Source organism: Pseudomonas sp. Marseille-Q0931, from assembly GCF_940789645.1.
Lineage (GTDB): Bacteria > Pseudomonadota > Gammaproteobacteria > Pseudomonadales > Pseudomonadaceae > Aquipseudomonas.
Genome location: NZ_CALNWT010000001.1, coordinates 175563 through 200029, shown reverse-complemented (window position 1 = coordinate 200029; position 24467 = coordinate 175563). Strand labels below are relative to the sequence as shown.

Here is a 24467-nt window from a genome sequence, read left to right as displayed (position 1 = left end):
CCCACTGCGCGCGACTAACTGCTCAAGCGCAGCAGCACCTGCTCGACGCGCTGCGCCAGCGAGCCGGTCAGGCGGGTGAAGGCCAGACCTCGACGCTGCAGCTGCTGCTCGTACCACTGGTTCTGCCGGCGGCGGAAGGTCTCGTCTTGGCGGGTGCCGTCCTGCACGAAGGGGAAGTCGTCGGCGCACAGGAACAGGTGGTGATAACGCCGCTCGGCCAACTGTTCCAACTCGGCCTCGGCGCGGCCGAAAGATTCGCGGCAGTAGAACAACGTGGTCAGCGGCGTGGTGTCGCAAACCAGGTAACGCCGGCACTGCCCGGCCAACGCCTGCTCACGTGCGACCTGAGTGCAGCCGATGCGCAGCAGATCGTCATAGGCAAGCACGCCGCCCTGCTCCTCCCAGAGCTCACGGCCATATTCCGCGGCATGTCGCGTGCCCAGTGCCTCGGCCAGCGCCAGGGCGAGGCTGCTCTTGCCAGTGGACTCACCGCCGAGCAAGGCGATGCGCTCGACGAAATCGCCGTAGACCTGTGGCGCCAGGTAGTGACGCAGGCCATGGATATCGGCGCGCAAGCGCGTGGCCGAGATCGGCACCTGCTGGCGCGCCCGGTCCACCTCGACATGCGCCACTGGGCGCTGAAAGCGCGCCGCCAGGTGCGCAGCGAAACCGTCGCCATAGGCCTCGCTGGTGAACACCGCATCCACTGGCTGGCCCAGCACGGCGAGGCAGAACGCGGCGACGAATTCGCGCTGCACGGCATCCGCCTCGGACTCGTGCGGTAGGTCCGGCAGCCTTAGCCCCGCCTGCCGCTGGGCAGCCACCCACTCAGGCGTCACCACCCAGCTGCGCAGCTCAGGAAAGCGTATCCGCAGCCAGTTCGCCCGCCGTTCAGGTTCACAACCTGCCAGTTCGGGGTGCGCCCAACTGAGCAGCACTACTTGCTCGCACTGGGCCTGAGCCTGCTGGATCAGCCATTCATGACCCAGATGCAACGGCGCGAACTTGCCCACCACCAGGCCGGCGGCGAATCGCTTGCTCATGTCAGGCCATCTCAGCCTTCAGTTCCTGGCGCCAGCGGTACAGGCCATACCAGGCATTGCACCAGAACAGCAGGTAGATGAAGGCGGTCAGGTACAGCTCACGCGAGGCGAACAACGGCACCGCGAGGGTGTTGACCAGCAGCCAGCCGTACCAGGTTTCCAGCTTGCGGCGCATCAGCAGTAGCTGCGCCAGTACGCTGAAGGTCAGCACCAGCGAGTCGATGAAGGGCGCGTAGGCGTCGGTGAAATGGTGCAGCAGCGCGCCGTAGGCCAGCGCCACCAATACCGCCACGGCGAGTGCCAGGGACAATCCTGGCCAGGCCGTACGGCTGATCGGCATGGCGTCGCCGCCACGGCCATGCATCCAGCTCCACCAGCCGATCAGACTGGTTAGGATGAAGAAGCCCTGCAGGGTCACGTCGGCATACAGCTGCACGCTGAAGAACAACCAGCCGAACAGCACGCAACCGACCAGCCCGACCGCCCAGGTGTGCACCGAGTTGCGCGCCGCCAGCAGCACCGAAACCAGATAGAAAAGGTTGGCGAAGATCTCCAGCGACGACGGCATGCACGCATCCTGATGAACATGGAATCAGCCGCGCAGCCTATCACGTGACGCATGCCACAGCCGTGCATGGCTCACCTGACAAGCAGGCCGATCCGTGCTCTCATGGGCGCCCTTCGCACTCCAAAGGACTGGACCGCACCATGCCCCTGCTCGCCCTCCTCGTCATCGCCTGCCAAGTTACCTGCGGCCTGCATGTGGTTCGCAGCGGCCAGGATCGCTACTGGCTGTACCTGATCATCGCCCTGCCGGGCCTTGGTTGCCTGATCTACTTTCTCGGCATCATGCTGCCTGAGCTGCTCGGCAGCCGCCGCGGGCGCCGCACGCTCAACCGCCTGCACGACAGCATCGACCCGCAGCGCCATCTACGCACCCTGCGCGATGAGCTGGAAATCCGCGACACGCGCGATACCCGCGTCAACCTGGCCGACGAGCTGCTGCGCATGGGGCAGGCCGAAGAGGCGGCCCAGCACTATCAGGCGGCTCTGCGGGGTATCCACAGCGATGCCCCGGACATCCTCCTCGGCCTGGCCAGGGCGCGTTTCGCCCTAAGCGATTTCGCCGGTTGCCAGGCAAGCCTCGACCAACTGATCGCGCACAACCCGGACTTCCGCTCCACCGAGGGCCACCTGCTGTATGCCCGTGCGCTGGAAGGCCAGGGCAACGTTCTCAAGGCTGAGGAGGAATACCGCGCGCTTGGCAGCTACAGCGCCGGCCCGGAAGCCAACTATCGCTATGCCCTGCTGCTGCGCCGACAGGGGCGCCAGCGCGAAGCCATCGAACTGTTGCAGCAGATCCATACCCACGCCCGCCGCTCCGCTCGGCATTACCGGATTCTGCACAAGGAGTGGCTGGATCTGAGCCAGAAGGCGCTGCTCGATCTGCAGCGCAACTGAACAGCGTGGGGTTATTCCCACGCCTCCCGCTCACCGGTCCAGGCATGCAGCTCGCGCTTCTGCGCGCCGGACCATAGCCAGCCGCTGCGCGCACCGACCAGCGTGCTGACCGCATGCTGGCGCCCGAAGCGGTTATGCCGGGCGAGCATCAGGGCGATATCGCGCAGCACAGCGAGAGTGTTGCTGTTGGACTGGAACAGAGGCGTCAACAGCCGGCTGGCCTGGCGGTAGTAACGCAGGTGGTCCCGTCGAGCTTCGCCATAACGGACGAAGATGGCGCTCCAGTCGAGCGCATGCTGCTGTTCATCACCCGCATTGTCGAGCGCATCGGCCAGCGCGGCAGCATCCACCAGCGCCATGTTGGCGCCCTGGCCCAATTGCGGACTCATGGCGTGGGCACAGTCGCCGATGGCCAGGACGCGACCATCGCTCCAGTGCTGCATGCGCACGTCGGCATAGGCCGCCAGGGTTAATTGCGCGGGATCATTGATCTGCTGCAGATAGGCCTCCGACGCTTCGCCAGCCAGGTTGCGCACACGGGTTTTCCAGGCATCCAGGCCACTCGTTCGCCAACTCTCGTGCTCACTGAGCGGCAGGCTCCAGAACAGGCTGGTCAGCGAACATTCGCGCGCCTGATGGGTGCAGCCGGTGGGCATCAGCCCGAACATTTCCCGGCAGCCGCGATACCACTGGCGCAGCTCACCACTTTCGGCCGCCGGTGAGGTCGGCAACATGCTCCACAAAGCGCCCCAGGGATACGGCCGCGACCACTGGCGCACCTGCATCTGCGCGCGCAGGGTCGAACGGGTGCCATCGGCCAGGATCAGCGCGGCAAAATCCCCCAGAGGTCGCTCAACACCCTCTTCGTCCTGATGCAACAGGCGGACATGACCGCTTGCCTGTTCGAACCGGCTGACGCTCACCCCGGTCTGCACCTGCACGCCAATGCGCTGCGCCGCATTGAGCAGCGCCGTCATCAGCACACCGCGGTGAATGCCAAGGCCAAAGCTGCCGGGCTGCCAGTCGTGATAACGGGTATCGAGGATCACCCGCCCCTGGCAGCTGGTGCCGTACAGTCGGCTGACCGGTGCGCCGAGTGCGGTGCATTCGGCGAGCAGGCCCAGGCGCTGCAACACGGCCAGGCCGGAAGGCTGCAGCAGGATACCGGCCCCCACCGGTTGCAGCTGTTCGACCCGCTCCAGCAGCCGCACTGCATAGCCCTGACGGGCGAGGAATATGGCAGTGGCGAGGCCGGCAGTCCCTGCGCCTACTATCGCGGTTGGCAATCCATTCACGTTCGTGCTCCCTGATTGGCTGCAGGGAATACTAACCGTCTGGCATCACTGGCGGTATGACCGCCCGCACAGCGCCAGCGCGGTCATCAAGGTTTGTCCGGGCGTATATCGAAGCCGCCCTTGTTCTGGCTGACGATGCGCAGGTGCTGGACTTCCCCGCTTTTCACCGGCACGGCCACTTCGCGCAGCAGGCGGCCCATGCCGCACAGGGTGTCGTCCATGCGATCCGGCGTGATACCGACCACGCGAGTGCCCGGGCGTACCTGGAAGGTTGCGACCTCACCGACGCCGATGCGCGCGGCGACCTTGCGATCCACCTCGATGGCTACGTAGCAGCCGCCGCCCATCATGCCGAAATCGCGGTTGACCACGATCTGCGCGCCATTTTGCTGCGCATCCTGAAAGGCCAGCAGGCGGTCCTCCGGCACCGGCTTGATATCCTCGGGGTTACCTCGAAACGACGAACAGCCAGCCAGCAACACCAGGGGTAGAGCGATGAGGATCGAACGCATGAAGCCCTCCATGGGCAAATGAGTGCCGGCTGAGTATTGGGCTTGGCGCGTCTGTGAGCAAGGTATCGATGGCGGCGATTTTCGCTAGCAGAAGCATCGATTTCTGCAATGAAGGGCACAGTGTTTTCATCTCTCTCGAGCCCAGCGCCAACCTTCCCGGCGCCACCTATCGGAGACTATCAAGATGAAATTCGCAGCCCTCAACGCCACCCTCCTCGCCGCCTTCGCTCCTATCGCTTTCGCCAGTGAGAAGGCTTCTGAAATCAGCAACGTGGAAGTACAGCAGTACCAGTACGGCATGCATCTGGATATCGACCAGGTACTGCAGCGCACCGACAACAGTCAGAAGAGCGGCGTGGTTCCGAGTGTACTGGTCTACCGCGACAGCCAGGGTGAGGTGCACGCGGTGCGTTTCGTCGAATGGGGCGGTCTGAGCAGCCAGAACGGCTAAATCACCGCCCGCCTGATGCCCCGGTCGAGACGCTCGTCCGGGGCGATGTCGTTTCAGCCTTGCAGACGTTTCGCCAGACGCGCCTGCAGCGCTTCCAGCTCGGCCGGATCGGCCTTGGTGGCCGCGTGAATCCCCAGCCCCTCGCCCTCGAAGCGCGGGATCACGTGCATGTGGATATGGAACACCGTCTGCCCGGCAGGCGCGCCGTTGAACTGCGCCACCTGTACGCCAGCCGGCTGCAATTCATCCACGACAGCCTGGGTAACTTTCTTCACCACGGCCATGACCTTGGCCAGGCTGGCTTCGTCGATTTCCAGGATATTGCGGGCGGCGGCGCGCTTGGGGATGACCAGGCTGTGGCCCTTGGATTGCGGGAACAGATCGAGAAACGCCAGCACATCGTCGTCCTCGTAGAGTTTGTAGCAAGGCAGGTCGCCACGAATGATCTGGGCGAAGATGTTCTGGGAATCGTAGGTACCGTGCAGGCTCATGCCGATGGGCTCCGTGCCGGGTGGATGAAAACCCGCACCATACCGCCTCGGTCGCGCACAGGGAACCAGGCAGAATCGTCCGAGTCGATGACTAGTAGCTGCTGGATCGATTTCCTGCGTACCTGCCACTCGTGTTCTGATCGCCCCTTTCGTAGAGGCTGTTCAGGATCTCGCGAGCTAGAGCGATACAAGGCAAGAACAAGCGAGGAAGCAGAGTGTACTTTTGTACATGAGCATTCCGAGCTTGTTTTTAACGCAGTAGCGCCGACGCGCAGCAGATCGTGAACAGGCTCTTAGGCCCATTCGACATGGAACTGCACATGACCGACCTCAGCCCCTTCCACATCACTCGCAAATGGCCCGCGCAGCATCCCGAGCGCCTGCAGCTCTATTCGCTGCCCACGCCCAACGGCGTCAAGGCCTCGATCATGCTGGAGGAGATCGGCCTGCCCTACGAGCCGCACCTGGTCAGCTTCGAGAGCAACGACCAGTTCAGCGCCGAGTTCCTTTCGCTGGCGCCGAACAACAAGATTCCGGCGATCCTCGATCCCGACGGGCCGAATGGCCACCCGCTGCCGCTGTTCGAGTCCGGGGCGATTCTGATCTACCTGGCGGAAAAGACCGGCAAGTTGCTGCCACAGGACGCCGCCGCACGCTACGAGACCATTCAATGGCTGATGTGGCAAATGGGCGGCCTGGGGCCGATGTTCGGCCAGCTCGGCTTCTTCCATAAGTTCGCCGGTGCCGAGTACGAGGACAAGCGCCCGCGTGATCGCTACGTCGCCGAGTCCGTTCGCCTGCTCGGCGTGCTCGACCAGCACCTGCAGGGGCGTAACTGGATCGCCGGCGAGTACAGCATCGCCGACATCGCCGTGTTCCCCTGGATTCGCAACCTGGTGGGTTTCTACGAGGCCGGCGACCTGGTGCAGTTCGAACGCTTTGGCAACGTGCGCCGCGTGCTCGACGCCTTCCTCGCGCGCCCGGCCGTGCAGCGCGGCCTGAACATCCCCGCGCGCAGCTGACGAGCTTGCAGGAGCCGTGCTTGCGGCTCCTGCCAAGTTCGGTCTATGTGGTCACCAGTTCCCGCCGCTCGGCGGCCTTGCGGTCCGCCTGGGTCCCCAGATACCAGCCGAGCAGCCCCCACAGCGCCGCACTGGCCGCGCCCACCAGCGCCACCAGCAAGGCGCCTTGGGCGAGCATGTCCAGCAGGCTCTTGAGCCAGCCACTGATGGCATCGCCGGCGCGATAGACCACGGTGTCGATGAAGTTCTTCGCCTTGTACTTACTCTCGGCATCCAGCGGCGCGAAGAGCATCTCCCGTCCTGGCCGCACGAAGGCGTATTCGCCGATGCGCCGTACGATCATCAGCGCTGCGAGCATGGCGAAGGTCGGCATCAAGGCCAGACCGATGAAGCCGACGCACACCAGCAGCGGTACGCAGGCCAGCAGCACGCGCACACCCAGGCGTCGCGCGATGCGCCCGGTGATGAACAGCTGGGAGATCAGCGCACCGGCCTGCACCACGAAATCGATCACCCCGAACACCCGCACCTGCGCAGCGCGATCCGGAAACAGCTCGGCCACCAGGCGGGCCTGCTCGAAGTAGAGAAAGGTGCTGGCCGTCGCGAGCAGGATGACGAAACCGGCGATACCAAACAGGTAGGGCGAAGACAGCACGCGCATCAGACCGCTGAACGGATTGCCCGGCACCGGGCGCCGTGTGCTCTCCGCCTGCACGGCGCCGGCACGCCCCGCACCACCCTCCTCGCGCCAGCGCATCAGCACCTGCTTGAGCGAAAGCGCCACGGCCAGCAGCACCGCGGCCAGCAAAATCAAGCCACTTTGGCCGAGCGTGCTCACCAGCAAGGCACTCAGCGCCGGGCCGACCAAGCCGCCGACACTGGCACCAGCGGCGATGAAGGCGAACAGGCGTTTGGCCTGTTCGCTGTCGAACACGTCGGCCATCAGGCTCCAGGCTACCGAGACGACGAAGAGGTTGTAGACCGAAATCCATACATAGAAGCTGCGCGCCAGCCACACGCTTTCATCCGCACTGAAGAACAACAGGGCGAACAACGCCAGGTTCAGGGTGAAGAAACCATACACCCAGTCGATGAAATGGAGCCGCGGCACCCGCGAACTCAGCCAGGCGAACAACGGCACTGCGATCAGCATCACCACGAAGGTGGCGGTGAACAGCCACTGCAGGTTCTCTACGCCGGAGACGATGCCCATTGCTTCGCGGATCGGCCGCAGCATGAAGTAGCCCGAGAACAGGCAGAAGAACAGAGTGAAACCGGCCAGCGCCGGCCACAGCTCGCTGCGCTGCGCGTTGATGGCCACGGCCACGCGCTGCGCCATCGTTGAAGATGACATGGGAAAATCCTCGAAGGGCGCGCGCCTCGAGGCGCGCCAAGATTCAGCCGTATTTCACGCCCGTCAGGCGCTCGGCCACCGACCACAGGCGCGCCGCATCATCGGCATCCGCCGCGGCAGCCGGCACTCTTGCCAGCCCCACTGGGCCGCGTTTTTCCTCTTCGCCGGTCGGCCCGTAGTAACGACCACCCTCGGCTTCAGCCGCCGTCGCCGCGAACAGTGACGACAGCGCCCCATGCGCCGCCGAGTGATAGACCTCGCGATCCTTCGCCCACTCGTGGGCGAACTCGCTTTCCAGTCCGGGACCGCGCTCGACCAGTTCGGTAACGGCCACACCAGGATGCGCGGCGATGCTGCGCACGCCCCAGTTGTTGGCCAGGCTGCGCCGCTGCAGCTCGAAGGCCATCAGCAGGCAGGCCAGCTTCGACTGGGCGTAAGCCGCATAGGGGTCGTAGCTGCGCTCGGACTGCAGGTCGTCGAAATTGATCCGACCACGATTGACCGCGATGCTCGCCAGCGTCACCACGCGGGGATCGGATGACTTGCGCAGCGATGGCAGCAGCAAACCGGTCAAGGCGAAATGGCCGAGAAAGTTGGTCGCCAGCTGCATCTCGAAACCGTCGCGAGACACGCCGCGCTGCGGCGGCGCCATGATCGCGGCGTTGTTGATCAGCACATCCAGCACCTCGCCCTCGGCATTCACGCGCTGGGCCAGGCTGCGTACCGAGGCCAGATCGGCCAGGTCTAGTTGTTCGAAACGCACCCGCGCATTCGGCACCTGGGTACGAATGCGTTCGATGCTCTCGGCGCCACGCTGCGCGTTACGCGCGGCAATGATCACCTGCGCTCCGGCCCCGCTCAGGGCCAGGGCATCCTCGAAGCCCATACCGCTGGTGCCACCGGTGACCAGCATGCGCTTGCCGGTCAAAGGCGGCATGTCCGTCGCCTGCCAGCCCGTTGCAGGGTCGGCCCAGGCGAACGTCGGCGCACCGCCTAAGACACCTTGCAAGGCAAGACTGCCGCCCACCATGCCGAACAGTTTCAATGCTTCACGGCGTGTATGGCCCAGCCGCGCTTCGTTTCTCTTGCTCATTACAGCTTCCTCCTGTCCGTTAGCTCGATGCGCCAAAGCAAGCAACGGCGCAGGACATAGGGTGAAAGCAAAGAGACTGTTCGATAAGCCGGTCACGACCGCACAGGGTGTACGGTCAGGCGTACAGTTACCGGAGGTTTCAAAGGCGCGAACCGTAGCCCGGATGCAATCCGGCTACGGCGAAGATCGCGGCTGAAGCCGCTCCCACGCTTGCCACCCAGCACCGTGTCAGGATTGGCAAAGCGGGCGCTGCGCCGCATTATCGAAGGCTTCGCCATTAGCCGGTCGCCGCCATGCGCCAACCGAATCTGTCCGATATCGCTCTGTTCGCCGCCGTGGTCGAGGCCGGTGGTTTCCGTGCCGCAGCGCAGCGCCGCGGCACGTCAGCCTCGTCACTCAGCGACTGCATCCGCCGCCTGGAAAAGGAACTGGGCGTGCGCCTGCTCAACCGCACCACGCGCGGCCTGACGCCGACGGAAATCGGCGCGCGCCTGCTGGAGCGCCTGCGCCCGGCGCTGGACGAAATCAACACCGCACTCAACGACCTGCAGGAAGACCCGCAGCATCCGGTTGGCTCGCTGCGCCTGCATGTGCCTGGCGTGATCGCCCGGCACATCCTGCCGCAACTGCTAGACGGTTTTCTCGCGCGTTACCCCGGCATCGCGCTGGAGGTGAACATGGACAACACCTTCATCGACGTCATCGGCGCCGGTTACGATGCCGGCATTCGCTACGAGGAAAGCCTGGCCAAGGACATGATCGCCATCCCCATCGGGCCGCGCCGGCAGTGTTTCATGGCAGTCGCTGGGCCCAGCTATCTGCAGCGGCACGGCACGCCACAGCATCCCTGCGAACTGAGCGAGCACCGCCTGCTAGGCTACCGTTTCGCCAGTGGCAAGCTCGGCGTCTGGGAGTTCGAACAGGATGGACGCACCTTGCGCATCGCCCCGGAGGGCAGGTTGGTCAGCTCATCGCAGGATCTGCTGATCGCCGCGGCTTGCGCCGGCCACGGCATTCTCTACACCTTCGAGGAATACATCGCCGCGCATCTCGCCAGCGGCCAGTTGCAACCCATCCTGCATGATTGGTGGCAGCACTTCGAAGGGCCCTATCTGTACTACCACAGCAGGCGCAACGTGCCGGCGCCGCTGCGCGCCTTCGTCGATTACGTGAAAGCCCTGAACAACGCCGACCATTCGTCTCAAAGCCCGATATAGAGCGGGCGGCAATATCCAGGCACGACACTCGGAGATTATAATTCCGCGCTTGCTTTCCCCCTTCCAGGTCACTCATGAACACGCCTTCCCCCAGCGCTGCGACGCATCTGTCGCCGGGCGCGATCCTTCTCATTCAACTCGCCCTGGCCCTCGGCGGCTTCGCCATCGGCACCGGCGAGTTCGCCATCATGGGGCTGATGCCCAACGTCGCCGCCGACCTTGGCGTCAGCGAGCCGCAAGTCGGCCACGTGATCAGCGCTTACGCCCTCGGCGTGGTGGTCGGCGCACCGGTGCTGGCCCTGCTCGGCGCGCGTTTGCCACGGCGCATCCTGCTTCTGCTGCTGATGGGCTGCTTCGCCCTCGGCAACTTCGCCAGCGCACTGGCGCCGAGCTACGAGCCGCTGCTGATCTTCCGCTTCATCGCCGGCCTGCCGCACGGCGCGTACTTCGGCATCGCCATGCTGGTGGCGGCGTCCATGGCGCCGCCGCACAAACGTGCCAAGGCGGTGAGCCGGGTGCTGGCCGGCCTGACCGTGGCGATCCTGATCGGCAACCCGCTGGCCACCTGGCTCGGCCAGTTCATGAGCTGGCGCTACGCCTTCGCCCTGGTCGGGGTGATTGCCATCACCACCATCGCCATGGTGGCGATCTTCCTCCCGGCAGACCCCAACGAGCAGCGCAGCAGCCCGTCGGGCGAGCTGCGCGCATTCAACCGCGCGCCGATCTGGCTGGCCCTGGGCATCGGCGCCATCGGTTTTGCCGGGATGTTCTGCGTGTTCAGCTACATGGCGCCGACCCTGCTGCACGTCACCCAGGTCGGCCCCGGCTGGATTCCGCTGGCCATGGGCGTGTTCGGCGCCGGCTGCATCGTCGGCAACAGCGCCGGCGGCTGGTTGTTCGACCGCCTGCGTCTGCGCGCCGTGGCCTGGATTCTGGCCTGGAGCACGCTGGTGCTGCTGGTCTTCCCGTTCGCGGCGCACAGCCTGTGGACGATCCTGCCGGCGATCTTCGCTCTCGGCACCATGATCGCCCTCGGCCCGGCATTGCAGACCCACCTGATGGACGTCGCCACTGGCGCGCAGACCCTCGCTGCCGCTTCCAATCACGCCGCGTTCAATGTCGCCAACGCGCTCGGCCCCTGGCTCGGCGGCCTGGCCATCAGCGCCGGCATGGGCTGGACGGTGACCGGCTACATCGGCGCCGCGACCGCCATCGGCGGCCTGCTGTTGTTCGTCTGGGCGTGGCAGGTGCAGCAGAAAAACGCAGCGATCTGAACAGGTGCGTGAGGTGACTCGGGCAAGGTATCTTCTACCTCCCGAGCCACCGACGAACCCGCCCGATGATTGTTCAGCGTTTACGCTTCGCCCTGATCGCCACCACCCTTTTCACCGCCCTGAGCGTCCAGGCACAGGTGGAAGTCGAGGCCAATGCCGGCATGCTGGCTGCGAAGATTTCCGAAGAGATCGTTCCAGGCGACTACGAGAAACTGCTGGCTGGCCTGCGCGCCAATCCGGGTAAGCACAAGCGCAAGGTCGTGCTGCTCGACAGCATCGGCGGCAGCGCTCCGGAAGCCATACGCATGGGCCGCCTGCTGCGCGAAACCGGCTTCGAGGCGCTGGTGCCTTCAGGTGGTATGTGCCAGGGCAGCTGCATCTACCTGCTCGCTGCCGGCACCAAGCGCACCATCAACGGCCACGTCGCCCTGCGCCGCCCACCCTTCCCCGCCGGGGACTCAGCTCAGGCTCAGGCTGCCCACGGCCGCCAGTCGTTCAGCCCGGCCAAGTACTTTCGCGACATGGGTGTCGACGTGCGTCTGGCGGAAGACATCTATCAGCTAGAGCCGGGGCGCTTGCGTCTGCTGGGCCAGGATGAACTGGCGCGTTATCGGCTGAAATAGCGATACGGACTTGCGGGGATAGAACCCCGGCATCACGCGATGCCGGTTTTTTTCAGGTTCTTCGCATTCTCGCGGGGGATACGCTTGGCACCAGACTGGCAATTAAGTGTCAGCTGTCGATGACTTGGCACTATCCATTAGCACGCCGCCTGGCCTGATGGGTTTCGCCCCTTACGGGCGACTCACTTTCTTTGCTTGTGCAAAGAAAGTAAGCAAAGAAACACACCCCTGCATACGGCCCCGGCTGCGCCGGGGTCCCCTCGTTCCATCACCGCTCCAGGGGTACGCCGCGAAGGGCCATCCCTGGCCCATCACGGCTCTCGCGACATCCATGTCGCTCAACCCCTTCCACGGTGATTCCACTCGGCCTCCTGAAGGGGACTTGGGCGTCGTCTGTGAGATCGCGCTTCAAGAGCAAAAGCCAAACGCTGCCGACGTTGGTCTTCCGGAGATGTCGCAAGCTCGCGACCTGGTCCCCTTCAGGAGGCCGAGTGGAGGTGTTGCGTAGGGGGATGAGCCGCATGGATGCGGCGAAAGGCTTAAAGGGCCATGGACGGCCCTTGTAAGCCGGCCCCCGGAGCGGCGCCGGAGCGAGGGGAGTTGAGCGAAGCGAAACCCGGATGTCGGGGTGCCCTTCTTTGGCACACCTTTCTTGGGCAAGCAAGAAAGGTGTGGCGCCCGTAAGGGGCGCAACCCAAACGTTCAGTACACGCGGTAATGGATAGTGCTAAGTCAGTAAGCGGTAAGCACACAAACTTGCCAATCCGGTATCGGCTCACACTAGCCCCAAACTATGCGAAGAACCTTTTTCATCAAAACAGGAAGGTCAGCGCCAGGTTGAACAGCATGGCGGCGACGAAGCCGATGGGCGCAGCGCGCAGCAGCAGTTGCGAGAACAGCGTCGAGCGCGCCTTGTCATCGGTGCACGAGCCCAGCAGCAGGCTGCCGCCCGAAGAGAACGGCGAGATCGAGGTGGCCTGCGCACCGACCACGATGGCGACGAAGATGATCATCGGATCGATCGACATCGAAGCCGCCAGTGGCAGCACCATCGGGAACAATGCCGGCGTTACCACGCCCAGGGTGCTGGCGAAGATCGACATCAGCGCCGCCACCACACCGAATGCCACTGGAACCATCAGCGGCGGGATGTTGCCGCCGATCCAGGACGCCAGCGCATCGATGGTGCCGGCCTTGATCGCGATCGAGATCAGCATGCCGACGCCGCAGATCATGATCAGCGTGGCCCAGGGCACGGAGGCGATCGCCTTGCGCTCGTCACCGAGCTTGAGCAGCAACGCAATGACCGAGAAGACGCTGGCGATCAGACCGATGTCTACCTTGCTGTTGATGAACCTGACCGTCGCGTTGTCCGGGAAGGCCAGCAACGCCAGCGGCGCAGCGAGTACCAGCACCATCATCAGCAGAGTCAGCAGCAGGGTCAGTTTCTGCTCGCGATTGAAGGCTTCCGGCAGATCGGCGGTGAGTACCGCGTTCTTCAGGTTGCGGCCATGGCCACCGAGGAAGACGAAGGCGGAAATCACCAGCACCGGGATGATCGCCGTGCTGGCGAAGATCGCCAGGGCATTGACGAAGGCTTCGCTCTCGGGCATGCCGGCGCCGGTCATCAGGCCGCGGAAGATGATGCCGCTCTGGCTGGAGACGAAGTTGGCCCCGGCCAGCGCACCGTAGTTCACCGCCATGCCGCCGAGAATCAGGCTCATGCCGGTACGCTGGCACAACAGCAGGGTCAGCGGTGCCATGAAGGCCAGCACGGTGTAGTAACCGGCGCCCATGGCAGCGATCACCCCCGAAGTCAGCAAAATGGCATAGGGCAGCAGGTGCGGCACGCCACGGCAGCGATACAGCAGATGCCCAGCGAGCTTTTCCAGGGTGCCGTTGACGGTGGCGAAGCTGTAGAACAGGCAGACCGAGAAGATCACGAAGAAGATCTTCAGCGGCCACATGTTGATGATCTCACCCGGGCTCATGCCCATGCCGAAACAGCCGAGCAGGTAGGCGAAGGCGATGGCGAACAGGCCGATGTTGATCTTGGTGGTGTAACCCAGCGCGACGGCAAGAACGATCGCGACGACGACGAGCAAGCTCATCATGATGATTTGACTCCTTTTGTTGTTCTGATGTGAGCGGCGCTTACGCCGAGGCGATACCGAACAGGGTTGCGGGGTTGTCCACCAGAACGCGACGGCGCTCCTCGGGGTCGGGTAAGAGGGCCTCGAGCAGCGCGAACTGCTGATCGTAGCGGGTCTGCGACTCGAACTGAGTGTTGGGCCAGTCGCTGCCCCAGAGGAAGCGGCCGATACCACCACAGGCCTCGCGCAGGCGCGCCTCGATGGCCTGGGCTCGGGCCAGGTCGGACTGGCTGCGGTAGGCTGCCGACAGCTTGATCCACACCGGCGCCTGGCCGAGCAGATCGAAGAAGGCGTCATGCTGGCCATCGTCCAGCTGCACGCTCGGCGCCGGCAGGCCAAAGTGATCGATCACCACGGTGAAGCCGGACTCGAGAATCGCCGGCAGGATCAGCGCCAGATCGCCGAAGCCGCGCTGGATCTCCACCTGCCAGCCACGTTGCGCCAGGCGCCGGAACAGGCCATTCCAGGCCGGCCCGGTGTAGTCCTCCAGCACCTTGCCGATGAGGTTCAGGCGCACACCCACTACCCCGGCCGCGGCCAGTTCGTCCAGTTCGCTATCGCTGATCTGCGCCTCGACTACCGCTATGCCGCGCAAGCGCTCGGGGAAGCGCTGCAACGCCTCGACCATGAATTGGTTATCGGTGCCGAGAAAGCTTGGCTGGATGAGCACGCCATGAGACAGGCCGCAGGCATCCAGGTGAGCCAGGTACTGCTCTACGGTGGCGTCGTAGCTGGGGCTGTAGCGGCGCCCCGGGACCATGGGCAGGTCCTGACGGAATATGTGGGCATGGGTGTCGATGCCGGTGATACCGGCATAAGGCATGGGCGTCACGAAGCAATACCTCTGTCGTTCTTGTTCGGGCCGCTCGTGAGGCAGCCATCTCTGCACATATAGTCATATATATGAATAGATGACTGTATAGATAGAGTTCCAGTGCTGTCAACGCACCCGCCGGTGGTAAAGTGACGGCCGGTCGAATTGCGGATTTGAGATTTATGAGCACCACGGCACTGGGACAGGATGAACGCCTGCCGCTGTATCAGCGGCTACGAGACGAAATGCTGGGCAAGATTGCCGCAGGCGAATGGCTACCCGGCGAAGCCATCCCCACCGAAGCGGAGTTGACCCGCCAGTACGGCGTGGCCGTGGGCACGGTGCGTAAGGCGGTGGAAACCCTGGTTGCGGAGGGGCTGCTGCTGCGCGCCCAGGGCCGCGGCACCTTCGTGCGGCGGCCGAACTTCGATGGATCGCTGTTTCGCTTCTTCCGTCAGGTCAGCGCCAGCGGCCAGTCGCAGGTGCCGCAGAGCCGCATCCTCGAATGCCGCCTCGAGCCTGCGGACGCGGCAGCACGCCAGGCATTGCAACTGGCGGAAGGCGAACGCTGCGTCTTCCTCCAGCGCCTGCGCCTGATCGACGGCCGTCCGCTGTTCCACGAGCGCATCTGGCTACCCGCTTCGCGTTTCGGCGCGCTGCTGGAGCTCACGCCGGATGAATTCCCGCAGTTGCTCTATCCCTTTTACGAGCAGCACTGCGGCCAGCGCATCGCTTCGGCGAAGGAGACCCTCACGGTTTCTGCCGCCGATGCCGAGCTCGCGGCCATTCTCGATGTCGCCGAAGCCAGCCCGAGCGTGGTGATCGAACGAACCGCACTGGGCTATGACCGCGCCCCGCTGGAATATCGCCTGTCACGCGCGGCAGCGGAAAACTTCCGCTACCAGGTGGAAATCAGCTAACGCCTCCCGTCCGCCAGATGCAACACGCCCGAGCGGCCCTCTCCCCCAACCCCTCTCCCATAAATGGGAGAGGGGAGCCAAACGTGTGCAACCTTAAGTGAACAGCATTACGAGCAAACCCGGGCGCGTGCAGTACACGCTGAGTTTGGTCTAGAACATGCCCAGCGCCCAGGCGGCGCCGAACAGCACCAGTGAGAAGCCCCACATCCACCACAGCGAGTAACGGATGTGCCGGCCCAGATCCAGCCCGGCCAGGCCCAGAGCCAGCCACAACGCCGGCGAGAACGGACTGATGAAGGTGCCGATGATATTGCCGATGATCAGCGCATAGACCACGCTGGCCGGCTCCACACCATGTCCCGCAACCACTTCCAGGGTCACCGGCAGCAGGCCGAAGTAATAGGCGTCGGTGCTAAGCAGTAGCTCCATCGGCAGGCCGAACAGGCCGAGCACGATATGCATCTGGCCCACCAGAGAGGCTGGCAGCACGCCGGCGAGATCCTGGGCGATGGAAGTGAGCATGCCGGTGCCGGTGAAAATGCCGAGCATCGACCCCGCCGCCAGAATGATCATGCCCATGCTCAGGGCGGCCGGCGCATGCGCGGCGATGCGCTGCATCTGCGCCTTGCCGCCACGGTAGTTGAGCAACAGCGCCAGCGACAGCCCGATCATGAATACATAGCCGGCCGGCAGGATTCCGGTGAACAGCGCCACCAGTACCAGCAGGAACAGCGCCGCGTTGACCCACAGCAGTTGCGGGCGCTCCAGTTCACGCTCCTCGTCGCTGGGCGTGGTATGCAGGTCGCCACTGGTATCCACCAGCACGCCCTCGTCGCTGCTGTTGCCAGCGGCGATGCGGCGTTGTTCACGTACGCCCAGCAAGGCAGCCAGGGCGATCAACAGCACCACGCCGATGCCCTGAATGACGATCAGCGGACGCCACAATTCGGTGACGTCGATACCCGTAACCGCCGCGGCGCGCCCCAACGGCCCGGCCCAGGGCACCATATTGAAGATACCGGCGCCCAGCGCCAACAACAGCAGCATCAGATAGGGGCTCATGCGCAGCTGCTTGTATAGCGGCAACAGCGCGGGAACGGTAAGCAGGAAGGTGGTGGCGCCAGCGCCATCGAGGTGCGCCAGCATGCCGATGATGGCCGTGGCCACGGTGACGGCGATGACGTTGCCGCGGGTCAGTCGCACCATGCCGCCGATCAATGGGCGGAACAGCCCGGTGTCCTGCAGCACGCCGAAAAAGGTGATGGCAAACACGAACATGGTGGCGATCGCCGTCACGCGGCCGATGCCATCGGTGAAGAAACCGGAAATTGCCTCCGGGCCGAAACCCGCGGCCAAGGCGCCGAGCAGCGGCACCACGATCAACGGCAGAACAGGCGACATGCGCCCGATGAGCAACAGCACAACCAGGCTGCAAATGGTCAACAGGCCAATCAGGGTCAACAAACCGCTTTCTCCTCTTTTTCTTGTAAGCACGCGAAAGGCGCGTGGGGAGGCTAAGAGGCGAACCTTTCAATAACCTTTAAGCGTTGGCCACGAGGTTGAGCAAATGTCAGGGGATATGTCGCGCAGTCGGGGCGGCAGCCATGCCCGCCCCTGAACCGCTCACTGCAGGGTATAGCCCTTGTCCACCACCCAATCCTGACCATAGACGCCGCGTGCTCCGTTGCCCAGCTGGAACAGCACCACTTCGGCGATCGCCTGCGGTTCGAGGAACTCACCATTGACCAGGCGCTTGTTCACTTCACTGGCGACACCCGCCAGAGCATCCTCGGCCAAGCCCAGACTGCTCCAAATCGGCGTCGCCGTCGGTCCCGGCGAAACCAGATTGAGCCGCAGCCCTTCGCCGGCATGTTCCAGTGCCAGGCTGCGCACCAGCGCCGACAACGCTGCCTTGCTGGCGATGTATCCACCGAGCCCGGCGAAACCAAGCTGGCGCAGGAACGTACTGATGAACACCACGGACGCCGGCCGCGCCAGATGCGGCTTGATCACCTCGAAGGTATTCACCGCGCCAGCGCCGTTGATCCGCCACTGCTGCTCGAATGCCTGCATGTCGCCGCCCGGCGCGAGCCGCGCGATACCGGCATTGGGCACCAGATAATCCACGGCACCGAGTCGCCCGGCCCGCTCGGCCAGTGCGTGCAGAGAGTCGATATCGGTGACGTCGCCGGCGCACCAGTGCAGCTGCTCGGGGTAAGACGCCTGCAACGCGGCCAGTGCACCGAGGCGCCGCGAGAAGGCAAGCACTCGCGCACTGCGCTGCAGCAACAGATCGCACACAGCCAGCCCAATACCCGAGCTGGCCCCGGTCACGACCGCCAGACGGCCCTGAAAATTCGTATTCATGAAAAGTCCTCGAAGCGAAAAAGTGAATGCGGTGGCTGAGTAACCTCCCAGCCAAATCGGTTTACTGAGCCAGCAGACGGATACCGTTCATTTCCACTTGCTGGCCCAACTCGAAGCGCTCATTAGGCGAGCGCACCCACTGTTCGCGACCGTCTTCATGACGCACGACATAGGCAGTACCGCTGTTGCCACTGGCGGACTGAACCTGAGCTCCGGACCAAAGCCCGGCGGCAGCGCCAACCAGCGCACCGACGGGGCCGCCAGCCGCAGCGCCGAGCATCAGGCCGGACAGGCCACCGAAGCCGGCGCCGATGGAGTTTTCCTCACGCTCGGCGACCACTTCGGCAGCCTGCAAGACACTGGTGGCCGCAAGGCCAAGGGAAAAAGCGAGCAAGGCAAGGGGTTTCATCTGATTTTCTCCTGTAATAGGCATTGCACCCGGAGATAGTCAGATCTCGTGCCACATATTTTTATCTTTAAAAACAAATAGATAGAAAAATAAAGGTACTAATGACAGCAGAAAAGAAAAGTCAAAATAACAGCAAATAAGTCATTGTGACTCGATAACGAAGTGTTCAGTTGAAGGACTTTACCCACTCCAACGAGGCAGGATCGAACCGCGTCTGCTGGATATCCAGCCCACGCTGCTGCATCGCCTCGCGGTGGTCGTCGATCTCGCGCACCATCTGGCTCAGCTCACTGGAATTGCCGTCGAGCTGGTGCATCTGGGTGACCCCCAGGTGATAGAAACGCAGCAGTTTCATCGCGCTTTCATCCCCCTGCGCCACACCCGCCTTGACGTGATGCATGACGTTGGTGATGCGCATCAGGCTGCGTTTGAGCCGCCAGCCATAAACGGCCGGTGCCATGAATGGCCGCGACCATAGCTGCTGGCGCACCAGGGCGACGGTAAGCATCAGACCCGCTGCCACACCGAGCAGGTTCCACTTGAAGTTGTCGCCACCGGGCGTGCCGAACACCTGCGTACTCAGCGTGGCGCAGAGCATGGCCAGCGCCACGAAGACGACCGCGATCACCATCGTGCTGCGGCGTGTCTGCTGGCGGTAATAGGCGGGGTCGATGGCTTGGATTTCGAACATGGCGCGACTCTCGAAGCAGGCAGCGTGGGGCGCCACCATGCACTATCGGGGCACTGTGGTCGAGCCCGATCAGCAGCCCGATTGCCGCAGATCAAAGCTGCCGCGTGATACTCAACCGCCCTGCTTCAGCCACTCACTGGGGCTCGTTCCCACCTTGCGGCGAAACGCGCGGGCCAGGGCCGAGGGGCTTTCGTAGCCGACCTCATCGGCGATCAGTGCCATGGGCCTGCCTTCACGCAGGCGCTTCTGCGCCAGGCTGACACGCCAGCCCACCAGATAATCGGCCGGCGTAGCGCCTACCACCTGGTGAAAATACGCAGCGAAACTGGCCCGCGACATGCCGGCCAGCGCAGCCAACTCGGCCACCGACCAGCCATGTTGCGGCTTCTCATGCATCCGATTGAGCGCGCGCGCCAGGCGCGGTTCGGCAAGGCCCGCGATCATCCCCGAGGCCAGTTCGCGATTGTTCATCAGATGGCGCAGCAGCTGGATTACCATCAGCTCGAAAAGGCGGTTCAGCACCAGTTCACGCCCGCAATCCTCCCCCGCCGCCTCGGCGAACAGCCAGTCCAGGCAACCGCTCAGACTCGGCAGTTCGCGCAAGGGTTTGACGATGGCCCCGGGCAGCGACCGCGACAGCGGATTGTCGATGCCACCATCGAAGGCCAGGGTGGCGCAGACCAGTTCGGCGCCGTCGGCCTCGCTGGCGCTCATCTGGTGCAGGCGCGGCCTGGCCACCAGCATCAGGCTCGGCTCGGCCAGATGCAGTTCGCGGCCATCGCCCTCGCGAAAGCTCATGCGCCCGGCACGCAGCAGGTGGATGTAACCGTGCGGCTCATGCTCGCCATGGCTGCTGGTGCCGCAGAAGCCACCACGGTGGAAGGTGCTGGCGTGCAGATTGAAGTGATGCAGCAGGCTGGACAGGCGATCCATGGTCATTTCGCACTCTTGGACGATCTGTCGCATAACATCGACGATCTGAATCCGAAAGGCCAGCTCGCTTCAATAATCTGGCTCCAGGCTTGAACGACAAGCTCACCATCAAGACTGGAGACTCACCATGACTCGCATCGCCGCACTGCCCTTCGAACAAACCGCTGCCAGCGCCCAGGCGCAACTGGAAGGCATCCGCAAGGGCCTCGGTTTCATCCCCAACACCTTCGCCACCCTGGCCAATGCCCCGGCCGCGCTGAGCGGCTACCTGGCGCTGTCCCAGGCCCTCGGCAAAGGCACATTGAACGCCAGGGCGCGCGAAGTGGTGGCGCTGGCCAGCTCGCAGGTCAACGGCTGCGACTACTGCCTGGCCGCACACACCCTGTTCGCCGGCAAGGCCGGTTTGAGCGAGGCAGACATTCGCAGCGCCCGCAATGGCGAGTTCGATGCCGTGGCGCGCCTGGCCCGGCAGGTCATCGACAGCCGTGGCCGCATCAGCGATGCGCAGCTGCAAGCCGCGCGCGATGCCGGGCTGAGCGAGGCCGCTATCGTCGAGGTGGTAGCCAACGTCGCCCTGATGACGCTGACCAATTACCTCAACAACCTGGCCGAAACCGTTGTCGACTTTCCACCAGTAGCCGTCTGATGACGCCGGAGGTCCACCATGCAAGCCGTCACCCTCTACACCACTGCGTACTGCCCCTACTGCATCAATGCCAAGGCGCTGCTGACGCGCAAGGGCGTGACCTACGAGGAGATCGATGTGAGCCGCTCGCCCGAGCTGATGGCGCAAATGCTGCAGCGCAGCAAGCGCCGCAGCGTGCCGCAGATCTTCATCGGCGAGCAGCATGTCGGTGGCTTCGATGATCTGGCCGCGCTAGAGCGTGCAGGCAAGCTGGACGCGCTGCTGCAAGACTGAGCGCTGACGGCCGGCCTGGTGGGCGGCCACCGCCCCGCTGGTCGCCGCTATCAACGCGCGCCTGTTGCCGCGATGGCCAGCAGCGATCGGCAGGCACGCCCCGCGGCCGGTGTTCGCACCCATAAAAGGGGCAGGAACGCATGCTGGCCGCCCACCTCGGCGCTCACTCCAAGTGCTCGTCGATGCGCTGCAGCAGGTAGTCGTAGAAGGGGTTGGAAGTTGCCCGTTGCAGACTGTCCAACCCCACCACCAGCACGCCATGTTCACCACGCGGCGCCAGGGTGCCGAGCGATACGCCATAGGATTCATCCGATGCCGGGTCGCTTCCGTACAACGGATCGCTCGGCGGGAAAGGCAAGGCCACATGCGACAGCGAGAACAGCTGACTCGGATAGTCCACGCCCAGCGGCTGACGCTGAACCTGCTGGCTACCTGCGGCGATACGTCGGGCCTCGACTGCACGGCCCCGCTCGGTGACCACGCCGACCACGGTCAGGTCGTAGTCACGCCGAGCCGTTGGCAACAGTTGCTCCAGCAATCCGCTCATATCGGCTCGCAACAGGGAGCTGGCTGCCTGCGAGCGATTGATATCGAACACCACCAGCTCGCTGTCGTTGGCCGGCAGGCGCGCGAACAGCTGGCGCACCACCGCGGGCGTGCTCACGGTGCTGTCGGCCAGTGATTGCAGGGCCAGCACCGGTGGCAGCCGCGACAGACGGCCATCGGCCTCGGCAGCATCGAAGGCGCTCTGCACCTCGCGGGTCAACTCGTAGGTCTGCCGCGCCGCCTGCACCGGGAAGGAGTTGTACTTGAACGGATTGAACTCCGGCAGCACGTTCATCCACGCCGACTTGGCGAAGGCCGGTAGCACCGCTGGCAGAGCCGCCAAGCCGGCGTAACGCGCGTAACTGGTGACACCGATCATCGGCGAGATCAGTACCAGGCGTTGCGGCATGGCCAGACGCTCATCCTCCAGCGCCGCCAGACTGTAGCGCAGCGCCAGAGCCCCGCCATTGGAGTAGCCGACCAGATACAGCGGCCCGTCCGGTACCTGACGCCGCGCCTCGCGCACAGCCAGGCGCGTGGTGGCCAGCCATTGCTCCCAATGCGCAGCGGTGAGCGCCGCCGGCACCGTGCCATGGCCGGGCATGCGCGGCACCACGGCGAGCAGCCCCCGCTCGCTCAGATGCCGCGCGATATGGCGCAGGCTGTAGGGCGAGTCGGTCAGGCCGTGCAGCAACACCACCACGCCTCGCGCCGGGCCCGAAGGCGGCAGGATGAAGGAACGGTTCCAGTCATGCGGCAGATTGCCGGGGTAGACCGGGCTGTCGCTGGCATAACGGCTGTATGGCGCCGTGCCGGAGACCGTGACCGGCTCGATCAGATGACGTTGCAGGCGCTCGAAAAGGGCCGCCTCGGCAGCCAGGTAGGCCTGCCAGTCGCCCTCATCCAGCTCGCTGACCTCCAGCTCCTGCGGCACCAGGCGGTGCCAGGGCTCCAACTCGGGCAATGCCGACAGCCCGGCGATACGAATGCCGAGCAAGGCCACCAGGATCAACAACAGCACCACCAGCGTCCAGGCCATCACGTTGCGCATGCGCGGTAAACGCATCAAGCGCCTCCCTTGAAATCTCTGGCCGGGAAAATCCGTCCCGGCGACCGGCTCGGGGACTGTAGTGCAAAGCCCCGACGAGCTCCACCGGGTTTGCCTTACACATATGGATTTTCGTATATTCGGCAAACCACATATTTGGGCTCCGCCAATGTCCGATCAACTGTCCCCACCCGCACTGTTCAAATCCCTGGCCGACGAAACCCGCGCACGTGCCGTACTGCTGATCGTCGAGCAAGGTGAGCTATGCGTATGCGAGCTGGTCTGCGCATTGGCCGACAGCCAGCCGAAGATCTCACGTCACCTGGCGCAACTGCGCACGAGCGGCCTGCTGCAGGACCGCCGCCAGGGCCAATGGGTGTACTACCGCCTGGCGCCGGATCTGCCGCAATGGGTGCGTGACGTGCTGGCCGCCACCCTAGCTGCCAACCGCACCTGGCTGCAGCAGGATGCCAGCCGTCTCGCCAACATGGGCGACCGCCCTGCCCGCCTCGCCACTTGCTGTTGAGAAGCCCACATGCTTATCGCCGCCGCCATCTTCGTCTTCACTCTGATTCTGGTCATCTGGCAACCGCGCGGCCTTGGCGTCGGCTGGAGTGCCTCGCTCGGCGCGGTGCTGGCCCTGCTCACCGGAGTGGTCAGCCCCGGCGACATTCCCACCGTGTGGGACATCGTGTGGAACGCGACCTTCACCTTCATCGCCCTGATCATCATCAGCCTGCTGCTGGATGAGGCCGGCTTCTTCGAGTGGGCTGCGCTGCACATGGCGCGCTGGGCCGGCGGCCATGGCGCACGCCTGTTCGCCCTGTGCATTCTGCTCGGCGCAGCGGTATCGGCGCTGTTCGCCAACGACGGCGCCGCGCTGATCCTCACGCCCATCGTCATTTCCATGCTGCTGGCGCTGCGCTTCTCGCCGGCCTCGACCCTGGCCTTCGTCATGGCCGCCGGCTTCATTGCCGATACCGCCAGCCTGCCACTGGTGGTGTCGAACCTGGTCAACATCGTCTCGGCCGACTACTTCGGCATAGGCTTCGGCGCCTACGCCGCGGTGATGGTGCCAGTGAATCTGGTCAGCGTGACCGCCACCCTGGGCATGCTCTGGCTGTTCTTCCGCCGCGACATTCCTGCGCGCTATGCCGTAGGCAGCCTACCGGCGCCGCGTGAGGCGATCCGCGATCCACACACCTTCATCGCCGGCTGGATCGTCCTGCTGGTGCTGCTGCTCGGTCTGTTCGCGCTGGAGCCGCTGGGCATCCCGATCAGCGCGATTGCTGCAGTGTGCGCGGCGGTGCTGTTCGGCGTGGCCGTGCGCGGCCATCACATCGCCACGGCCAAGGTGCTGCGCGGTGCGCCATGGCAGGTGGTGGTGTTCTCGCTGGGCATGTATCTGGTGGTCTACGGCCTGAGCAACGCCGGCCTCACGGCGGACCTCACCACCCTGCTCGACGCGCTGGCTGCGCAAGGCATCTGGGCCGCCGCCATCGGCACCGGCCTGCTCAGCGCCCTGCTCTCCTCGATCATGAACAACATGCCCAGCGTACTGATCGGCGCTCTGGCCATCGACGCCAGCCAGGCCAGCGGCCTGGTACGTGAGGCAATGGTCTACGCCAATGTGATTGGCTGCGACCTCGGCCCCAAGATCACCCCCATTGGCAGCCTGGCCACCCTGCTCTGGCTGCACGTGTTGGCCCGCAAGGGCATCCGTATTACCTGGGGCTATTACTTCAGGGTCGGCATCATCCTCACCCTGCCGATCCTCCTGCTGACTCTTGCCGCTCTGGCCCTGCGCCTGAGCCTCTGACCCGGAGCCTTC

Annotated in this window: 26 protein-coding genes; 11 read left to right on the top strand and 15 right to left on the bottom strand. The window is 64.3% G+C overall.

The genetic code is table 11. From position 1 onward, the window contains the following. Positions 1-14: 14 nt before the first annotated feature. Together P3C50_RS01005 and pnuC are read right to left on the bottom strand one after the other, a co-directional pair. On the bottom strand, positions 15-1043 hold the full coding sequence (locus tag P3C50_RS01005) for an AAA family ATPase (protein WP_275544550.1): 1029 nt from the start codon (positions 1041-1043) through the stop codon (positions 15-17). Position 1044: 1 nt separating this feature from the next. Further along, positions 1045-1611 carry a nicotinamide riboside transporter PnuC gene (pnuC, locus tag P3C50_RS01000; protein WP_275544549.1) on the bottom strand — a complete coding sequence of 189 codons (567 nt, stop codon included), beginning with the start codon at positions 1609-1611 and terminating at the stop codon, positions 1045-1047. Positions 1612-1751: 140 nt separating this feature from the next. Here pnuC and P3C50_RS00995 point away from each other — a divergent pair, with 140 nt between their 5' ends. Beyond that, positions 1752-2504, top strand: a complete 753-nt coding sequence (locus P3C50_RS00995) for a tetratricopeptide repeat protein (protein WP_275544548.1) — start codon at positions 1752-1754, stop codon at positions 2502-2504. A gap of 11 nt (positions 2505-2515) precedes the next feature. Here P3C50_RS00995 and P3C50_RS00990 read toward each other — a convergent pair whose 3' ends face one another. Together P3C50_RS00990 and P3C50_RS00985 are read right to left on the bottom strand one after the other, a co-directional pair. Beyond that, positions 2516-3799: an FAD-dependent oxidoreductase gene (locus tag P3C50_RS00990; RefSeq protein WP_275544547.1), complete on the bottom strand. Its 1284-nt coding sequence runs from the start codon at positions 3797-3799 to the stop codon at positions 2516-2518. 86 nt (positions 3800-3885) lie between these two features. After that, positions 3886-4311, bottom strand: coding sequence for a 3-isopropylmalate dehydratase (locus P3C50_RS00985; RefSeq protein ID WP_275544546.1), 426 nt, complete (start codon positions 4309-4311; stop codon positions 3886-3888). A gap of 184 nt (positions 4312-4495) precedes the next feature. Between P3C50_RS00985 and P3C50_RS00980 the strand changes: the two genes are divergently transcribed. Beyond that, positions 4496-4762 carry a DUF2790 domain-containing protein gene (locus P3C50_RS00980; protein ID WP_197855978.1) on the top strand — a complete coding sequence of 89 codons (267 nt, stop codon included), beginning with the start codon at positions 4496-4498 and terminating at the stop codon, positions 4760-4762. Positions 4763-4815: 53 nt separating this feature from the next. Here the strand turns inward: P3C50_RS00980 and P3C50_RS00975 are convergent, their stop codons facing one another. Then, positions 4816-5253, bottom strand: coding sequence for an HIT family protein (locus P3C50_RS00975; RefSeq protein ID WP_197855979.1), 438 nt, complete (start codon positions 5251-5253; stop codon positions 4816-4818). 320 nt (positions 5254-5573) lie between these two features. On the opposite strand from P3C50_RS00975, the gene P3C50_RS00970 reads away from it, so the two are divergent. After that, positions 5574-6275 (top strand): glutathione S-transferase N-terminal domain-containing protein, encoded by a 702-nt coding sequence (locus P3C50_RS00970; protein WP_275544545.1) that lies wholly within the window; start codon positions 5574-5576, stop codon positions 6273-6275. Between the two features lie 43 nt (positions 6276-6318). On the opposite strand, the gene P3C50_RS00965 is transcribed toward P3C50_RS00970, so the two are convergent. Continuing rightward, positions 6319-7629, bottom strand: a complete 1311-nt coding sequence (locus tag P3C50_RS00965; RefSeq protein ID WP_275544544.1) for an NTP/NDP exchange transporter — start codon at positions 7627-7629, stop codon at positions 6319-6321. A 43-nt stretch (positions 7630-7672) separates the two neighbouring features. After that, on the bottom strand, positions 7673-8722 hold the full coding sequence (locus P3C50_RS00960; protein ID WP_275544543.1) for an SDR family oxidoreductase: 1050 nt from the start codon (positions 8720-8722) through the stop codon (positions 7673-7675). Positions 8723-9015: 293 nt separating this feature from the next. Here P3C50_RS00960 and P3C50_RS00955 point away from each other — a divergent pair, with 293 nt between their 5' ends. The 3 genes from P3C50_RS00955 (at position 9016) to P3C50_RS00945 (ending at position 11836) form a co-directional block, all read left to right on the top strand. Further along, the gene (locus P3C50_RS00955) at positions 9016-9939 is read left to right on the top strand and encodes a LysR family transcriptional regulator (protein WP_275544542.1); all 924 of its coding nucleotides are present in this window, start codon (positions 9016-9018) and stop codon (positions 9937-9939) included. Between the two features lie 74 nt (positions 9940-10013). Further along, positions 10014-11213 (top strand): MFS transporter, encoded by a 1200-nt coding sequence (locus P3C50_RS00950; RefSeq protein ID WP_275544541.1) that lies wholly within the window; start codon positions 10014-10016, stop codon positions 11211-11213. Positions 11214-11278: 65 nt separating this feature from the next. Then, positions 11279-11836, top strand: a complete 558-nt coding sequence (locus tag P3C50_RS00945; protein WP_275544540.1) for a hypothetical protein — start codon at positions 11279-11281, stop codon at positions 11834-11836. 812 nt (positions 11837-12648) lie between these two features. Here the strand turns inward: P3C50_RS00945 and P3C50_RS00940 are convergent. After that, entirely contained in the window at positions 12649-13950 is a 1302-nt protein-coding gene (locus tag P3C50_RS00940; RefSeq protein WP_161866531.1) for an SLC13 family permease, read from the bottom strand. A 40-nt stretch (positions 13951-13990) separates the two neighbouring features. Beyond that, positions 13991-14812, bottom strand: coding sequence for an amidohydrolase family protein (locus P3C50_RS00935; protein WP_275545320.1), 822 nt, complete (start codon positions 14810-14812; stop codon positions 13991-13993). A 173-nt stretch (positions 14813-14985) separates the two neighbouring features. Here P3C50_RS00935 and P3C50_RS00930 point away from each other — a divergent pair, with 173 nt between their 5' ends. Then, a complete protein-coding gene (locus P3C50_RS00930; protein WP_275544539.1) occupies positions 14986-15723 on the top strand; it encodes a GntR family transcriptional regulator in 738 nt (245 codons plus the stop codon). A 150-nt stretch (positions 15724-15873) separates the two neighbouring features. Here the strand turns inward: P3C50_RS00930 and P3C50_RS00925 are convergent, their stop codons facing one another. The 5 genes from P3C50_RS00925 to P3C50_RS00905 all read right to left on the bottom strand — a co-directional run bounded on the left by P3C50_RS00925 (position 15874) and on the right by P3C50_RS00905 (position 20129). Then, positions 15874-17187 (bottom strand): CitMHS family transporter, encoded by a 1314-nt coding sequence (locus P3C50_RS00925; protein WP_212630123.1) that lies wholly within the window; start codon positions 17185-17187, stop codon positions 15874-15876. Positions 17188-17346: 159 nt separating this feature from the next. Then, positions 17347-18090, bottom strand: coding sequence for an SDR family NAD(P)-dependent oxidoreductase (locus P3C50_RS00920; RefSeq protein WP_275544538.1), 744 nt, complete (start codon positions 18088-18090; stop codon positions 17347-17349). A gap of 61 nt (positions 18091-18151) precedes the next feature. Then, positions 18152-18499: a hypothetical protein gene (locus tag P3C50_RS00915; RefSeq protein WP_275544537.1), complete on the bottom strand. Its 348-nt coding sequence runs from the start codon at positions 18497-18499 to the stop codon at positions 18152-18154. A 166-nt stretch (positions 18500-18665) separates the two neighbouring features. After that, on the bottom strand, positions 18666-19190 hold the full coding sequence (locus P3C50_RS00910) for a DUF3087 domain-containing protein (RefSeq protein WP_275544536.1): 525 nt from the start codon (positions 19188-19190) through the stop codon (positions 18666-18668). A gap of 111 nt (positions 19191-19301) precedes the next feature. After that, positions 19302-20129: an AraC family transcriptional regulator gene (locus P3C50_RS00905; protein WP_161866538.1), complete on the bottom strand. Its 828-nt coding sequence runs from the start codon at positions 20127-20129 to the stop codon at positions 19302-19304. Positions 20130-20250: 121 nt separating this feature from the next. Between P3C50_RS00905 and P3C50_RS00900 the strand changes: the two genes are divergently transcribed. After that, positions 20251-20769 (top strand): carboxymuconolactone decarboxylase family protein, encoded by a 519-nt coding sequence (locus tag P3C50_RS00900; RefSeq protein ID WP_212630119.1) that lies wholly within the window; start codon positions 20251-20253, stop codon positions 20767-20769. 18 nt (positions 20770-20787) lie between these two features. Then, positions 20788-21042: a glutaredoxin 3 gene (gene grxC / locus P3C50_RS00895; protein WP_161866540.1), complete on the top strand. Its 255-nt coding sequence runs from the start codon at positions 20788-20790 to the stop codon at positions 21040-21042. A gap of 163 nt (positions 21043-21205) precedes the next feature. On the opposite strand, the gene P3C50_RS00890 is transcribed toward grxC, so the two are convergent. Continuing rightward, a complete protein-coding gene (locus P3C50_RS00890; protein ID WP_275544535.1) occupies positions 21206-22654 on the bottom strand; it encodes an alpha/beta hydrolase in 1449 nt (482 codons plus the stop codon). A 151-nt stretch (positions 22655-22805) separates the two neighbouring features. Between P3C50_RS00890 and P3C50_RS00885 the strand changes: the two genes are divergently transcribed. After that, positions 22806-23162, top strand: coding sequence for a metalloregulator ArsR/SmtB family transcription factor (locus P3C50_RS00885; protein ID WP_161866542.1), 357 nt, complete (start codon positions 22806-22808; stop codon positions 23160-23162). Between the two features lie 9 nt (positions 23163-23171). Beyond that, the gene (locus P3C50_RS00880; protein ID WP_212630117.1) at positions 23172-24455 is read left to right on the top strand and encodes an arsenic transporter; all 1284 of its coding nucleotides are present in this window, start codon (positions 23172-23174) and stop codon (positions 24453-24455) included. Positions 24456-24467 lie beyond the last annotated feature (12 nt).